Source organism: Arthrobacter sp. FB24 (genome assembly GCF_000196235.1).
Lineage (GTDB): Bacteria > Actinomycetota > Actinomycetes > Actinomycetales > Micrococcaceae > Arthrobacter.
Genome location: NC_008541.1, coordinates 303170 through 317254 on the forward strand (window position 1 = coordinate 303170; position 14085 = coordinate 317254).

Annotated in this window: 13 protein-coding genes; 4 read left to right on the forward strand and 9 right to left on the reverse strand. The window is 66.3% G+C overall.

What is annotated here, in order from left to right; translation table 11 throughout:
* Positions 1–7 precede the first annotated feature (7 nt).
* Entirely contained in the window at positions 8–784 is a 777-nt protein-coding gene (locus tag ARTH_RS01480; RefSeq protein WP_011690160.1) for an SDR family NAD(P)-dependent oxidoreductase, read from the forward strand.
* 9 nt (positions 785–793) lie between these two features.
* Here the strand turns inward: ARTH_RS01480 and ARTH_RS01485 are convergent, their stop codons facing one another.
* Both ARTH_RS01485 and ARTH_RS01490 read right to left on the reverse strand, forming a co-directional pair.
* Positions 794–1849, reverse strand: coding sequence for an FUSC family protein (locus tag ARTH_RS01485; protein ID WP_011690161.1), 1056 nt, complete (start codon positions 1847–1849; stop codon positions 794–796).
* Positions 1850–1995: 146 nt separating this feature from the next.
* Positions 1996–3588: an MFS transporter gene (locus ARTH_RS01490; protein WP_011690162.1), complete on the reverse strand. Its 1593-nt coding sequence runs from the start codon at positions 3586–3588 to the stop codon at positions 1996–1998.
* 488 nt (positions 3589–4076) lie between these two features.
* Here ARTH_RS01490 and ARTH_RS01495 point away from each other — a divergent pair, with 488 nt between their 5' ends.
* The gene (locus ARTH_RS01495) at positions 4077–4331 is read left to right on the forward strand and encodes a hypothetical protein (RefSeq protein WP_011690163.1); all 255 of its coding nucleotides are present in this window, start codon (positions 4077–4079) and stop codon (positions 4329–4331) included.
* 75 nt (positions 4332–4406) lie between these two features.
* Positions 4407–4661 (forward strand): hypothetical protein, encoded by a 255-nt coding sequence (locus ARTH_RS01500; RefSeq protein WP_043429240.1) that lies wholly within the window; start codon positions 4407–4409, stop codon positions 4659–4661.
* Positions 4662–4769: 108 nt separating this feature from the next.
* On the opposite strand, the gene ARTH_RS01505 is transcribed toward ARTH_RS01500, so the two are convergent.
* Positions 4770–7307 (reverse strand): ATP-dependent DNA ligase, encoded by a 2538-nt coding sequence (locus ARTH_RS01505; protein ID WP_011690165.1) that lies wholly within the window; start codon positions 7305–7307, stop codon positions 4770–4772.
* A gap of 40 nt (positions 7308–7347) precedes the next feature.
* Between ARTH_RS01505 and ku the strand changes: the two genes are divergently transcribed.
* Entirely contained in the window at positions 7348–8388 is a 1041-nt protein-coding gene (gene ku / locus ARTH_RS01510) for a non-homologous end joining protein Ku (RefSeq protein ID WP_011690166.1), read from the forward strand.
* 26 nt (positions 8389–8414) lie between these two features.
* Here ku and ARTH_RS01515 read toward each other — a convergent pair whose 3' ends face one another.
* The 6 genes from ARTH_RS01515 to ARTH_RS01540 form a co-directional block, all read right to left on the reverse strand.
* Complete coding sequence (locus ARTH_RS01515) at positions 8415–8681, reverse strand: DUF7218 family protein (protein ID WP_011690167.1); 267 nt, start codon at positions 8679–8681, stop codon at positions 8415–8417.
* Positions 8682–8683: 2 nt separating this feature from the next.
* Positions 8684–9316, reverse strand: a complete 633-nt coding sequence (locus ARTH_RS01520; RefSeq protein WP_011690168.1) for an SRPBCC family protein — start codon at positions 9314–9316, stop codon at positions 8684–8686.
* A 273-nt stretch (positions 9317–9589) separates the two neighbouring features.
* Complete coding sequence (locus ARTH_RS01525) at positions 9590–9868, reverse strand: HPr family phosphocarrier protein (RefSeq protein WP_011690169.1); 279 nt, start codon at positions 9866–9868, stop codon at positions 9590–9592.
* A gap of 56 nt (positions 9869–9924) precedes the next feature.
* A complete protein-coding gene (locus tag ARTH_RS01530) occupies positions 9925–11997 on the reverse strand; it encodes a PTS fructose transporter subunit IIABC (RefSeq protein WP_011690170.1) in 2073 nt (690 codons plus the stop codon).
* Between the two features lie 2 nt (positions 11998–11999).
* The gene (locus ARTH_RS01535) at positions 12000–12998 is read right to left on the reverse strand and encodes a 1-phosphofructokinase family hexose kinase (RefSeq protein ID WP_011690171.1); all 999 of its coding nucleotides are present in this window, start codon (positions 12996–12998) and stop codon (positions 12000–12002) included.
* On the reverse strand, positions 12995–13804 hold the full coding sequence (locus ARTH_RS01540) for a DeoR/GlpR family DNA-binding transcription regulator (RefSeq protein WP_011690172.1): 810 nt from the start codon (positions 13802–13804) through the stop codon (positions 12995–12997). Before ARTH_RS01540 ends, ARTH_RS01535 begins: the two co-directional genes overlap by 4 nt.
* Positions 13805–14085: the final 281 nt, after the last annotated feature.

Consider the following 14085-nt stretch of genomic DNA (forward strand, 5'->3'; position numbering starts at 1 on the left):
TTCTGCCATGACGGAACAAGTTCCCGGAACCACAGCCCTGATCACCGGCGCCACCGCGGGCCTAGGCGCAGAGTTTGCCCGCCAGCTCGCCGAGCAGGGCCACCACATGGTCCTGGTCGCGCGGGACGCTGAGCGGCTGCGGGCCGCGGCGCATGAACTGGAAAACAACTACAGCATCACCGCGGAGGTGCTGTCCGCGGACCTGACGGACGACGCCGGGGTGGCCGCCGTCGTCGAACGCCTCTCCGACCCCGCACGGCCGGTGGAAATCCTGGTCAACAACGCGGGGATCGGGTTGCTGAAGCCCTTCGACAAGAACAGCCTGGACGAGGAACGGCGGCACCTCAGGCTGCATGTCCAGACGCCCATGGAACTGTGCCACGCAGCGCTGCAGGGCATGCTGGCGCGGGGTTCGGGAAGGATCATCAATGTGGCCAGCGTTGCCGCCTTCGCCAACCGGGGGAGCTACTCGGCCGCGAAAGCGTGGCAGGTGACCTTCAGCCGCTGGGCCAACCTGGCATATGCCGGCAGCGGTGTGAAGGTGACCGCGGTGTGCCCGGGATTCACCCACACCGAATTCCACGACCGCATGGGCATGGACAAGACCGTGGCCCCGCGCTGGCTGTGGCTGCACGCTGACCGCGTGGTCCGGGAAGGACTTGCGGACAATGACCGCGGCCGTGCGGTTTCCATCCCCACCAGGCGGTACAAGATCGTCGCCGCCGCCTCAAGGATGCTGCCCGCCCGCTTCACGTCCGGGCCCCCGCGCAGGCCCGCGAAGTAGCTGCTGCGATTAGCTTGTCCGGCGGCGGCGCCGGACCAGCACGATGACCAGGATGCCGATCACCGCCCCCACGACCGTTTCCACGGCACGTTCCGTGATGAGGACGTAGGGGTCGGCCGGGGCTGCAAGCTGTGTCATCAGCAGGATCACAGGCGTGAAGGACACCATGGCCAGGCCGTAGTGCCGCGTCATGAAAAGTTCAGTCGTGAACTGGAAGATGATGACCAGGAAGGCCAGCACTGCCGCTTCCGCCCCCGGAAAGAGCGTCAGCGGCGCCCACGGCTCTGGAAGAAGTACGACGGCGACCACCACCAGTCCGAGGAACGTCCCCATCATGCGGTGGAGGCCGCGGTGCACGCTGCTGGGCAGGTCGGCTCCGGCGAGGGGAACAGCTGCGGCGGCCATGGCCCAGTGCGGGTGGCCGCTGCCGCTGAGTACTCCGATGGCGCCGGCAGTTCCGACCGCCAGCACATACCGCGCAGCGTGGATCATCGCAGCGTAGCGCCGCACTCCCCGCAGGGGTGCCGCGGCCCGGGCCGCTCCCGGCTGCCACCTCCGGCCCCGCACCCAGCCGCCAAAGCCGATGAGGATTGAAAACGACGCGGAGGCGGCGGCGATGAGGAGCGCCGCAAACCAGGGAACCGTTGTGGGCACTGAGGCGCACGCACCCAGCGCAAGGATGCCGAAGAAGGGGCCGTTGGGCTTCAGGTTCACTCTGTCTGAGAAAACCGAACCGACGCCGGCCAGGACCGCTTCCACCCCCACGAGCCACCATGAATGCAGGTGGTTGACGGACAGGAAGATGCCAACGCCAACCCCGCTCACCAGGACCAGTGCGGCCTGGGCCTGGTGCCGGAGGCGGAGCTGGTGCGGCTCCGAACGCCCGTACATTCCGGTCAGGGCGCCGAACACGGCATAGATGATCAGCTCCGGCCGCCCGAATACCAGCAGGACCAGCGAGGGCACTGCCACGCTCACGGCAACGCGGAGGGCGGACAGGTGATCACTATTGGCCGGACCGAGGCTGTGCAGGTCGCGGAGATGCCGCCTGAGGGTGCGGGCCATGGGTACCTCCGGTCTTTCGTGCGTTCGTTCGGTGCGCTCTTCCGCAAAAAAGTCTGCCAGACGCGCGGGAGGCCTGCTTTGCACGGCTGTCACAAAGGAACATCATGCAAAGCAGGCCTCGTCGGGCGGGGCGACTGACTACGAGGTCAGGCCCTCGCAGGAACCTTTTCGGTTTCCCGCAGCTCATCCTCAAACGGCATGTCGTCCAGGTCGATCAGGGGGTTCTCGTCCTGGGTGGCCACCAGCTCGTGGGCCTCCGCCTGGGTGTCCACGCTAGGCATGGAGCCGGGCAGCGGACGGTTGGCGGATTCCTTCAGGAAGTAGATGGCCACTGCGCCAACGGCTGATGTAGCCATCAGGTAGTACGCGGGCATCATGTCGTTGCCGGTCGCCTTGATCAGCGCCGCCACGATGAAAGGCGTGGTGCCGCCGAAAATCGCTACCGAGAAGTTGTAGGCGATACCCATGGCGCTGTACCGGCTGGCCGTCGGGAACTGCGCGGGCAGGGCCGAGGCCAGGTTGGCCACATAGAACGTGACGGGGAAGGCGATCAGTGCCAGGCCGGCCAGGGTCGACCAGATCTCGCCAACGCCAATGAGCAGGAAGGCGGGGGTGGCCAGCACGATGGTGCTCACGGCACCGATCCACAGGACCGGGCGGCGTCCGATGCGGTCCGAAAGCTTTCCAGTCAGCGGAATGCACAGGCTCATGACGACCAACACCGGGATGGTCAGCAGCGTGCCGTGGACAGGGTCGTAACCCTTGGCATCCGTGAGGTACGTCGGCATGTAGGAGGTCAGCGCGTAGCCGGCGGTGTTGGCCGCAGCCACAAGGATCATGGCCACAATAATGGGCCGCCAGTTGGCCTTGACAACGCCCACCGGGCTCTTGGAAGCAGCGTCGGAGGACTTGGCAGCGTCCTTGCTGAGTTCTTCCTGCGCGTCCAGGGTGGCCTGGAACTGCGGGGATTCCTCGATCTTGCTCCGGAAGTAGACCGCGATGAGGCCCAGGGGACCGGCGAGCAGGAACGGGATGCGCCAGCCCCACTCTTCCATCGCAGCCTGGCCCATGGTCAGCTGCAGGGCTGAAACGAGGGCGGCACCGATTGCAAAGCCGAGGTAGCTTCCCAGGTCAAGGAAGCTGGCGAAGAAGCCGCGGCGCTTGTCCGGAGCGTACTCGCTCACGAAGGTGGTGGCTCCGGCGTACTCGCCGCCGGTGGAGAAGCCCTGCACGATTTTCAGCAGCACCAGCAATCCGGCCGCCCACAAACCGATCTGGGCGTAGCCGGGGAGAAGGCCGATGGCGAACGTACTGGCCGCCATCAGCATCAGGGTTGCTGCCAGGACCTTCTGGCGGCCAACCTTGTCACCGAACCAGCCGAAGATCACGCCGCCAAGAGGACGGGCGATGAATGTGGCGGCAAACGTGCCCAGCAGGAACAGCGTCTGCGTGGACGGGTCGGACTCCGGCAGGAACACCGGACCCATGGTGGTGATCAGGTAGCCGAACACGCCGACGTCGTACCACTCCATGGTGTTACCCACGATGGTTCCGCCGAGTGCTTTTTTGAGCATCGGCTTGTTGACGACGTTGACGTCGGAGACTTTGAGCCTGCGGCGAGGCAGCAGCCTCGGCTTCTTGGCGCCCTGGGGCGCAACGCCCTCAGGCAAAATATTGTCGGTTCCGCGGGCGTTGTTCACGCCTGCTGAAGAGTCGGTCATGCTTCGGTCTTTGGGCATTTGGGCTTCTCCCGTGGAGGTCATTTGCTTGCGACTTGTAGCTGCCCCGCTCCGGGCAGGCTTTCAATTTTACGCGAATTCCATGGAGTTTCCGAGTTCAGTGGCGTATGATCCCCTGTTTCCAGGGCCGAGACGGTGCAAAAAGAGAAATTGTTTTGCGCCGTTTCACCGCGCCAGCATTGGGAATCCTGCGATGTGACCTACTGTGGCCAAAGCTTTTTCGGTCGAGTGGCTGGAATGGGCCCAAACGGACCCAAAACCGGCCGGTGCACGGGCCCGGACACCGCTTCGCGCCGGCGCCCGAGGCAGTCCGATCCGGGGGTTCCCAACCGGCCGGATTACTGCCTAAGGTTGACCCATGGGAGGCGTACTTCCGTGTTGATCCTCCGGCCGGCTCTCGTCGTCGTGACTTCTCCACCGCGATCTTGCAGCGTGTGCGTCCGCAGCTCATTACCGCCACCCGATTCCGCACCCCAAGGAGAACATCCGTGACTGACAAAGACACCACCCGGAACGCCGAACAGACACCAGGCCCGAGCCCCGACGTGCCCGAGGCCGAAGCCCGGGATGCCGGAGCGCCGGATGCCGGCCAGGGCATCAAATCGCGGCTGACTGACGCCCAGCGGGAAATGCTGGCAAGCAAGTCCCGCGGCGGCGCAGGTTCGCAGAGCGTCTCGCACGGCCACAAGCCCACGCAGGCAAGCGGCAAGCAAGGCCCTGCCCAGAAAAAAGTCCGCTGGTAGGGCCTGCAGACAAGGAGTACCTGCAGTCCTACTATTGGTGGACACTTCATTTCAATGCGGAAAGGAAGAGCACAAATGGGTGAGAAGAATCCTGGGGAACAGCTGGAGCCGGAACTCGCCAGTCACCTGACGGAATCCATGGACGAGGTACCCGCGCCGGAGACTGAGCCCGTCGCCGCCCCTGCGTCGGAAAACGGGCCCAAGTGGCCGGACGGCAGCGGGAAACACAAGCACCCCAAAGACCGCGGCACGCTGCACGGCCGCGAACACGAGACTGCGGTGGGTGCTATCCACCGGACCAGCCGGCCGCAGATTCCGCACCACGACTAGGGGCCCCGAGCGCGCCGGCTTACGGTGCTACGGACCCGCCAATGCCCCGGTGCCCGCCTGCAACAAGGCGGGCGCCGGGGCATTTCCGTGCCGTCACGCGATGAGGCATCATCCGGATTCCGCCACGACGTCGTCGGCGTTCTTGTCCAGGCGCCAGCCGCGCCATACCGGGTGCCTTAGTTTCCCGCCGCCGGTCCATTCCCCGAAGGTAACTTCGCCCACCAGTCCGGGAGCCACCCAGTGGGCATCGGAGGCGTCGGCAGCGGGAACTTCGGTGAAGGGTGAGGTCTTCCTGGACAGCGTGTCCACCTGCAGCCGCAGTTCCTTCAGTTCCCGGTCGCTGAATCCGCTGCCCACGCGTCCCACGTACCGCAGCTTGGCGCCATCGGGGATGCCCACCAGCAATGACCCCACGGAGCCTTGCCTGGACCCCTTGCCGGGGCGCCAGCCGCCCACCACCACTTCCTGGGTGCGCTCGAACTTCAGCTTCAGCCAGGACCTGCTGCGCTCGCCGCTTACATATCGGCCGTCAAGGCGCTTGGCCATGATTCCTTCGAGGCCAAGTTCCCTGGCGCTCTCGAGGATGTGCTCCACCTCGTGGTCCAGGACTTCGGACAGGTGCACGGGGCAGCCGTCCGGCCAATCCAACTGCTCCAAACGTGCCCGGCGCCTCCGGAGGGGCATCCTGCGGAGGTCCTCGCCTGCGTCGGACAGCAGGTCGAACACCATGAGCCGGACCGGAGTCGCTGCCCGCGCTTTGGCGACGTCGGCCGCTTTGGTCAGTTTCATCCGCGTCTGTAGCAGCCCGAAATCGGGCCGCCCGGAAGGTCCGACGGCGACGATCTCGCCGTCGGCGGTGAAGCTCTGCTCCGGCCAGCAGCTGCGGTCCGTCAGTTCCGGGTAGCTTGCGGTCATGTCATTGCCGTTACGGCTGATGAGCCGGATCCGGTCGGCGTCGCCGATGATGAGCGCACGGATACCGTCCCATTTCAGTTCGAACTGCCAGTCCAAGCCGCGGAGGTCGGCCGGGGTCCCGGCGCTGGCCATCATTGGCAGGAAATCCGGCGCCGGCGAGAGGTCCGGCGGCGGCTCGTCCTGCTTCGCTGCCTCTGCGGGGCCACCTGTGGCCGGGGGAGTGCCTGTGGCTGCCGGCGCGTGCCCTTTGCGGTCCATCAGATGGATGAGCCACTGGGCCTGCTCCGGCGATTTCGAGGTGTCGCTGTCCCGGCTGGTCCGGATCAGTGCGAACTTCCGGGTCCCGCCAAGGCCGCCGCCGTCCGCCCCCGTGAGGGTTGCGATGACTTCCTTGCCTGCGATCCATTTGTCGCATTCGTAGTAGCCGTGGTCCCAGATGGTGACGTTCCCTGCGCCGTACTGGCCTTTGGGGATGGTGCCCTCGAAATCGAGGTAGTCCATGGGGTGGTCTTCGGTCTGGACTGCAAGGTGGTTCTGCGTCCCTGAGGTTGGTACGCCTTTCGGAAGCGCCCAGGACACCAGCACGCCGTCCCGCTCCAGCCGGAAGTCGTAATGCAGCCGGCTGGCGTGGTGCTCCTGGATCACAAACCGCTCCCTGATGGTGCCGGCGTTGGGGTCAGCCCCGTGACGGTCGGCGCTGAACGGTTCGGGGGTCCCTTCCGGATCCCGCATGGAGCGGTACTTTTCCAGCCTCGGGTCCGTGCTGCCGCCGTCGGCAGTTGTACTGTCGCGGGGCCCGGCGGCGGAGCCCCCGCCGCCGGGATGGCCCCGCACGTGGCTGCCGCCCGCGGAGACCGGCGCGAACGGATCCTTGCCGTCCTTGACCCGCCGCATGACCTCCCGGTAGTCCAGTTGCTTCAGCTTGGGGGAGGCCAACTCACGCCACGTCCTGGGGGCCGCCACAGTGGGGCGGAGCCGGCCGCGAAGGGAGTACGGGACGATAGTGGTCTTCGCCGCGTTGTTCTGGCTCCAGTCCACCAGAACCTTGCCTGTGCGGAGGGTCTTCTTCATGTCGCTGACAGCCAGGTCCGGGTGGTCCGATTCCAGGGCGCGGGCAAGTTCGTGGGCGAACTCGGAGATCTGGTCCGAGCTCTGTGTGCCGTCGAGGCCGGCGTAGAGGTGGACGCCCTTGCTGCCGCTGGTCACCGGGATAGGATCCAGGCCAACGTCCCTCAGGATGGCGCGGGCCAACCGTGCCACTTCGGCGCACTCGGCCAGCCCGGCGCCCTCGCCGGGGTCAAGGTCCAGCACCAGCCGGTCCGGGTTCATGGGATTGCCGTGCGGGTCCACGCGCCACTGCGGGACGTGGATTTCCAGCGAACCCATCTGGGCCAGCCAGATCAGGGTGGCGGCGTCGTTGACCAGCGGGTACTGATTGGTGCGCTCCTTGTGCCGGATCGAGGCTCGCGGAATCCAGCCGGGCGTGGAGTCCTCCAGGTTCTTCTGGAAAAACATTTCGCCCGGTGCCTCCGCGGTGCCCACCCCGTTGACCCAGCGCTTGCGGGTGGCGGGCCGGTTCACCGCGGCGGGGACAAGAACCGGCGCTACGGCGGTGTAGTACGCCAGGACGTCCGCCTTGGTGGTGCCGGTCTCCGGGTACATCACCTTGTCCAGGTTGGTGACCACCAGTTCGCGGCCCTGGATCCGGACACGTTCCCTACTGCCGGCCAAAGGCCTTCACCTCCGGGCAACTCTGATGTTCACTTGATCCATGAGAGCCATCTGGAAAGGCGCTATCGCATTTGGGCTGGTCAACGTGCCGGTCAAGGTCTACAGCGCCACCGAAGACCACGACATCGGGCTCCACCAGGTCCACGGCGCTGACGGCGGGCGCATCCGTTACCAGCGCCGCTGTGAAGTCTGCGGCGAGATCGTGGATTACGCGGACATCGACAAGGCCTACGAAGAGGACGGCCGCACGGTGATCCTCACCCGTGACGAGCTCAAGTCCATCCCGGCGGAGAGCAGCCACGAGATCGAAGTGGTTCAGTTTGTTCCGTCCGAGCAGCTCGATCCCATGATGTTCGAGAAGAGCTACTACCTGGAACCGGATTCGAAGTCCCCCAAGGCGTACGTCCTCCTCCGCCGGGCACTGGAGGACACGGACCGTGTGGCCGTGGTCCAGTTCGCGCTCCGGGAGAAGACCCGGCTCGGCGCTTTGCGGATCAAAGACGACGTCCTGGTGCTGCAATCGCTGCTGTGGGCGGACGAGGTCAGGGAGCCAGCTTTCCCCGCCTTGGAAACCACCGTGCGGATCTCCGCCCAGGAGCGGGAGATGTCCGCGGCCCTGGTTGACTCCATGGCCGGGGATTTTGAGCCCGGCCAGTTCACGGATGACTACCAGGTGCAGCTCCGCAAGCTCATTGACGCCAAGATCGAGCAGGGCGAGTCCCTGGACACGGAACAGACGTTCGGGGCAGAGGCTGCCGAAGCGGGCAGCGGCGAAGTGATCGACCTGATGGAAGCCCTCAAGCGAAGCCTGGAAAAGAAGCGGGGCGGCGGGAGTGCCGACGCGGCACAGGCCGACGACGCCGGGAAGGCTCCCGCGAAGGCCTCCCGTTCTTCTGCCTCGGGCAGGTCGGCAGCGTCGAAAGGCGCGGGTGCCAAGACGACGGCGGCCCGTTCGACCGCTTCCAAGACAACGGCTTCCAAGACAACCGCTTCCAAGGCTCCCGCCAAGACCGCCGCCAAGGCAGCTGCAGCGGAGCCGGCCGCCAAGGAACCGGCCAAGAGCCGGCGAAAAGGGGCCTGAAGTGCGGTAACCCATGGCAGCCGCGCTCAGGAGTTTCTAAGCGCAGAGATGAGCTCGCTTTTCTTCTTGCGGGAGTAACCCGTCAGCCCTATTTCCTTGGCGCGCGCTTTGAGTTGAGCCACCGTCCAGTCTTCATAGTCGCCGCTCTTGCCGCCCTTGCGGCCTACTGCGGAGCGTCCCTTATTGGCGGCGGCGTTGGAAATGCGGGCCGCCTTCTGCTTCGAGGCGCCGTCTTCCCGAAGCTCTTCGTACAGCTCAGGATCCTTCAGGCCGGGGTTCTTTTTCTCAGGCATGGTCAGCTCGGATCCCATGGTTCAGCGTCGTCAATGAAAGGGTCCACCCCTGCCGGACGCTGCGGCGAAGGCGCAGGCGTGTGCGGCGGCTGCGGGTGGGATGCGTGGGCGGCGGACTCGTGACCGTGGTGCGCCGGGGCGTTGGCCGCGAAGCCTGCCTCTTCGTCGGTTTCCTCGACTTCTCCGTTGTCCACGGCAGAACGCCAGGCGCCTGTCTCAATCCCGCGAGATTCGATGAACTGCTTGAACCGCTTGAGGTCGGCGCTGATCTGGTGGGTGTCCGCGCCCACCGCCGAGCCGGCTTTCTCCAGCAGTCCCTCCGGTTCCCATTCCAACGCTACGGTGACCCGGGTCCGTTCCGGCCCGAGGGGCTCGAAGGAGACCTCGCCGGCGTTGCGCGGCTTGTCCGTGCTGACCCAGGAGATGCGCCGGTCCGGCAGCTGCTCGGTGATCTGCGCGCCGTATTCGCGCCTGACTCCAGCGATGTCCGTCCGGAAACGCAGGGATGTCTCGTCGATCTGTTCGACGGACTCCACGCCCCGCATGAACTCCGGGAATGACTCGAACTGCGTCCATTGGTTATAGGCGGTGGACACGGGAACATCCACCTCGATGGTTTCCTGCAGGGTAGCCACTGTCTCATCCTCTTTCCGCCGGGGACTGCCCCCGATTGCGGGTGTGTTGATCGGCGTGTCGCCACAATGCCACGCTAATCGGGCCGTCAGGCAAACACAAGGACTTACTAAGGCTGCTTAGTTAAATGTCCGTGAGCCAGAGTCCGGGAGCTACAAGCCCCGGGTTAAAAGCAGCGGCCGGCCCGTGCGCCGCCTGCCCGTACAAGGGAGGTGGCGCACGGGCCGGCCGCTGACTGCCGTACCGGAGGCGGGCTGTACTAGCCCGCCGTGCCGCTACTCGGCGTCGTGATCGGTCTCCAGGATCTGGACCAGGTGCTCCAGGGCGGTGTCGGCGCCGTCGCCTTCGGCGCGGAGGACCACAACGTCGCCGTGCGAGGCGCCCAGGCTCATGAGGGACAGGATGCTGGCGGCGTCCATGGCTTCGTCGGCCGGCTCACCCTGGCGGGCAATGGTGATCTCGTGCGGGTACTCGCCGGCTGCCTCGGCAAAGATGGCGGCGGGGCGGGCGTGCAGGCCCACGCGGCTGGCGATGGTGGCGGTGCGTTCGAACATGTGTGCTCCTTGGATATCAGGTCGAGACAGGTGGTTGGTCAGAATACCGAACCGGGTCAGACAGTTACTGGAACCGGCTCCACGGTATCAACGGACTTGCGGACGGCCCAGCGCTTGAGGGCGATCACTGCCAGGGCGGTGACGACGGTGCCGACAAGGATCGAGACGACGAACATCACGAAGTTGTCGATTGCGAAGAAGACGAAGATGCCTCCGTGCGGGGCCTTCGAGCCTACGCCCGCTGCCATGGAGATGGCACCGGTGACTGCGCCGCCGAGCATGCTGGCGGGGATGACGCGGAGCGGATCGGCCGCGGCGAACGGGATGGCGCCTTCGGAGATGAAGGACGCTCCCAGCAGCCAGGCGGCCTTGCCGTTTTCACGCTCGGCCAGGCTGAAACGCTTCTTGTCCAGGACGGTGGAAGCGAGGGCCATGGCCAGCGGCGGAACCATGCCCGAGGCCATGACGGCTGCCATGATCTGCCACGGTGCCTGGTTGTCCAGGGTTGCGGCACCCAGGCCGGCGACGGCGAACGAGTAGGCAACCTTGTTGACCGGGCCGCCGAGGTCGAAGCACATCATGAGGCCCAGGATGACGCCCAGCGCGATGGCGCTGGCACCGGTGAGTCCGGAGAGCCAACCGTTCAGGCCCTTGGTGATGGCTACGATCGGGGCGCCCAGGATCAGGAACATCAGGCCGGAAGCCACGAGGGAGGCCACCAGCGGAATGATCACCACGGGCATCAGGCCGCGCAGCCAGCGGGCCACCTGGATCTTGCCGATGGAATGGGCGATGTAGCCGGCCAGCAGGCCGCCCACGATGCCGCCGAGGAAGCCTGCACCCATGAACCCTGCGACGGCGCCTGCCACGAAGCCCGGTGCGATGCCCGGGCGGTCGGCGATGCCGTAGGCGATGTAGCCGGCCAATGCGGGGACCAGGAAGCCGAGGGACAGGGCGCCGATCTTGAAGAGCACGGCACCGAGGTAGGCGCCGAGCGGGCCCCAGGCGTTCTCAGGGTATTCGGTGGGCAGGTTGAAGATGCTGTTGTCCACCACGATGGCGTCCGCGAACTGGGTAATCAGGTAGCCGCCCATCAGGAAGCCCAGGGCGATCAGGAGACCGCCGCCGGCCACAAACGGGATCATGTAGCTGACACCGGTGAGGAGCGCCTTCTTCAGCTTCTGGCCGATGTGCTCGCCCTTTTCGGTGGCCTCGGCTTCAGCCTGCTCCTCGGCGCCGTAGTGCGGGACCCGGCGGGCGTTGGGGTTGTCCGCGGCGGCCAGTGCCTCCTGGACCATTTTGTCCGGCTCGTCAATGCCGCGCTTGACCGGAGCGTTGATGACCGGCATGCCGGCGAAGCGCTCCTTGCCGCGGACGTCCACGTCCACCGCGAAAATCACGGCGTCGGCGGCCGCGATGACGGCGGGGTCCAGCGGCTTGGCTCCGGAGGAACCCTGGGTTTCCACCTGCAGGTCCACACCGACTTCCTTGGCTGCTGCGACGAGGGAGTCGGCGGCCATGTAGGTGTGGGCGATGCCCGTGGGGCAGGCCGTCACGGCCACGAGGCGCTTGGGACCCCCGGACCGGGAACCGGTGGCGGCACCGGCGGACGGTGCTGCGGCTGCGCTTGCCCCGGCTGCCGCGCTTGCTGTTGCGGGTTCTGCGGCGGCCGCGGGCTTGTCGGCCAGGGCTCCTTCCACCAGTTCAACAATGTCGGCCTGCGTGGTGGCTGCGCGGAGCGCCGCGGTGAAGTCCTTCTTGATCAGCGAGCGGGCCAGCTTGGACAGGAGCTTCAAATGCTCCTGGTCCGCACCCTCAGGGGCTGCGATGAAGAAGATGAGGTCCGCCGGGCCGTCCTTGGCGCCGAAGTCCACAGGCTGCGAGAGCCGGGCCATGGCCAGGGTGGGCACCGTCACCGCAGTGGAGCGGCAGTGCGGAATGGCAATTCCGCCAGGAACGCCGGTGGCGGTTTTGGACTCCCGGGCAAAGGCGTCCGTGAAGAGGCCTTCCGCCTCGGTGGCGCGTCCTGTGGCGGCAACCCTGCCGGCCAGATGGCGGATCACGTCCTCGGGCGAGTTGCCCAGGTTCTGGTCTAGCTCGACCAGATCAGTAGTAATGAGCTGAGTCACTGTCAGTCCTTCCGGAGGGCCGTGATGGTTACGGCATCAGGGGTGGTTTGGTGGACCGCCGGAACTGTGGAGCCCGGCAGGGAGGCGGCAGCGGCACCATGTGCCACCGCCTGACGGAGGCAGTCGGCCGGGGCGGCGCCCAGGCTGGAGGCGAGCAGGTAGCCGGCAAGGGAGGAATCTCCCGCGCCGACCGTGCTGACCGCTTTGACCGGCGGGTGCGTGGCCAGCCACGCGCCGTCGGACGTCACAAGTACCGCACCCTTGGAACCGAGCGTTGCGAGCACGGCACCTACACCGGAACGCACGACGGCGGCGGCGGCTGCCGCGGCAGCCTCCGGATCCGCTTCCAGTTCGTCAGCGGTGGACGCCGTGGCGAAACCGGCTGCGGCAGCCAGTTCAGCCAGTTCTTCGGCGTTGGGCTTGAGGAGGTCCGGCATGCCTGACGCGCCACCCGAGAGGGCGGCGGCGAGGGGAGCGCCGGACGAGTCGACGGCGATGCGCGGTGTCGACTGTGGGGTGCCGTTGCCGGCGTGTGTGGAGCGTAGCCGCCGGGTGACGGTGGCATAGAAGTCCGCCGGAACTCCGGGTGGGAGCGAACCGGCGAGGACAACCCAGCTGGCACCGCGGGAACGCTCCAGCAGTAGCCCGATCAGGGCTTCCTGCTGCTCTTCGCTCAGTACCGGGCCGGGTTCGTTGATCTTGGTGGTGACCCCGTCCGGTTCCGTCAACGCCACGTTGGTGCGCAGCGGTTCGTGGATGGCAAGGGCGGCGAAGGGGACTCCGCTGTCACGAAGCCCCGCCAGCACGGGATCGGAGTCGCCGCCCGGCAGGACGGCCACGGTTTCCAGTCCGGAAGCAACCAGGGCCCGGGAGACGTTGACGCCCTTGCCGCCTGACTCCTGGCTGACGGAGATTGCCCGCTGCACTTCCCCGCGCAGCAGGGGCGAGGGGAGGGCCACGGTGCGGTCGAGGCTGGGGTTGGCGGTGAGGGTGACAATCATGCGACCACCACGTCAACGCCGGCGTCAGCAAGCGCCGCTGCTAGTTCCGGGCTGGGTTCACTGTCTGTAATCAAGGTGTCCAGATCTTTCAACGAGGCGAACTGGACCAGCGTTTCCGCATCCAGCTTGGACGAATCGGCCAGCACCACAATGCGGCGTGCCGATTGGACGAAGGCAGCCTTGACGGCGGCTTCTTCAGGATCGGGCGTGCTCAGCCCGAAGGCCGAGTGGATTCCGTTGGCGCCGATGAAGGCGATGTCCGGGCGGATCCGGTGGGCTGCGTCCACAGTGGACTGCCCCACCGCAGCCTGGGTGAGGCCGCGGACCCTGCCGCCCAGGAGGTGGAGGGCGATGCCTGGCTCGCCGGCCAGTTTCGCGGCGATGGGGATCGCGTGGGTGATGACCACCAGTTCGTTCTCCGAGCCGGCGGACGGGGAAGCGGAGGGGTCGGCCAGGCGCAGGGCGATCAGGTCTGCCAGGGCTTCCGTGGTGGAGCCTGCGTCCACAAGGATGCTGCCGGCCGGGCTTTGCGGGATGAAAGCCAGGGCGGCTTCGGCGATGCGCAGTTTCTCCGGCTGCCGCTGGATGGTCCGCTCGAGGATGCTTTCCTCGGTGGTGCTGATGCGGTCCGGGGCGACGGCGCCGCCATGGACCCGGCGGACGGTGCCGGCCGATTCCAGGGCGGCGAGGTCGCGCCGGACGGTTTCGGTGGTGATGTTGAAACGTTCGGCAAGGGCGGTCACGCTGGCACGGCCGCTCTCGGCGACTAGACCTGCGATCAGCTGCTGGCGCTCCTCGGCGAACACTTACCCTCCATTGCGTAAATAGTGCGGGTCCTGCAGGGACGAAGCCCCTGTGACTGGCGTCAGTGATAAGCCTCAGTGACTGCCATCACATGATGTTGAATTGCTTGACTTTATCTTTGTTCTTGTTGGTTTGTCAATGAAAACAACAGGAACAAAGATGCTGGTCGTCCCGTAACGCCGGAAGCCGGGCCCGACCGTGGTGGTCTGGCCCGGCTTCCGGGATGTTCTCAATGCGTTGCGCTGGCGACCGGGGCGACTGTCCGTTGACACCGGCGGCCGGA

Bases quoted from the DNA above. Each gene is read 5' to 3' on its own strand.
- ARTH_RS01480 (WP_011690160.1), top strand. From the start codon at position 8: ATGACGGAACAAGTTCCCGGAACCACAGCCCTGATCACCGGCGCCACC.
- ARTH_RS01485 (WP_011690161.1), bottom strand. From the start codon at position 1,849: ATGGCCCGCACCCTCAGGCGGCATCTCCGCGACCTGCACAGCCTCGGT.
- ARTH_RS01490 (WP_011690162.1), bottom strand. From the start codon at position 3,588: ATGCCCAAAGACCGAAGCATGACCGACTCTTCAGCAGGCGTGAACAAC.
- ARTH_RS01500 (WP_043429240.1), top strand. From the start codon at position 4,407: ATGGGTGAGAAGAATCCTGGGGAACAGCTGGAGCCGGAACTCGCCAGT.
- ku (WP_011690166.1), top strand. From the start codon at position 7,348: ATGAGAGCCATCTGGAAAGGCGCTATCGCATTTGGGCTGGTCAACGTG.
- ARTH_RS01515 (WP_011690167.1), bottom strand. From the start codon at position 8,681: ATGCCTGAGAAAAAGAACCCCGGCCTGAAGGATCCTGAGCTGTACGAA.
- ARTH_RS01525 (WP_011690169.1), bottom strand. From the start codon at position 9,868: ATGTTCGAACGCACCGCCACCATCGCCAGCCGCGTGGGCCTGCACGCC.
- ARTH_RS01535 (WP_011690171.1), bottom strand. From the start codon at position 12,998: ATGATTGTCACCCTCACCGCCAACCCCAGCCTCGACCGCACCGTGGCC.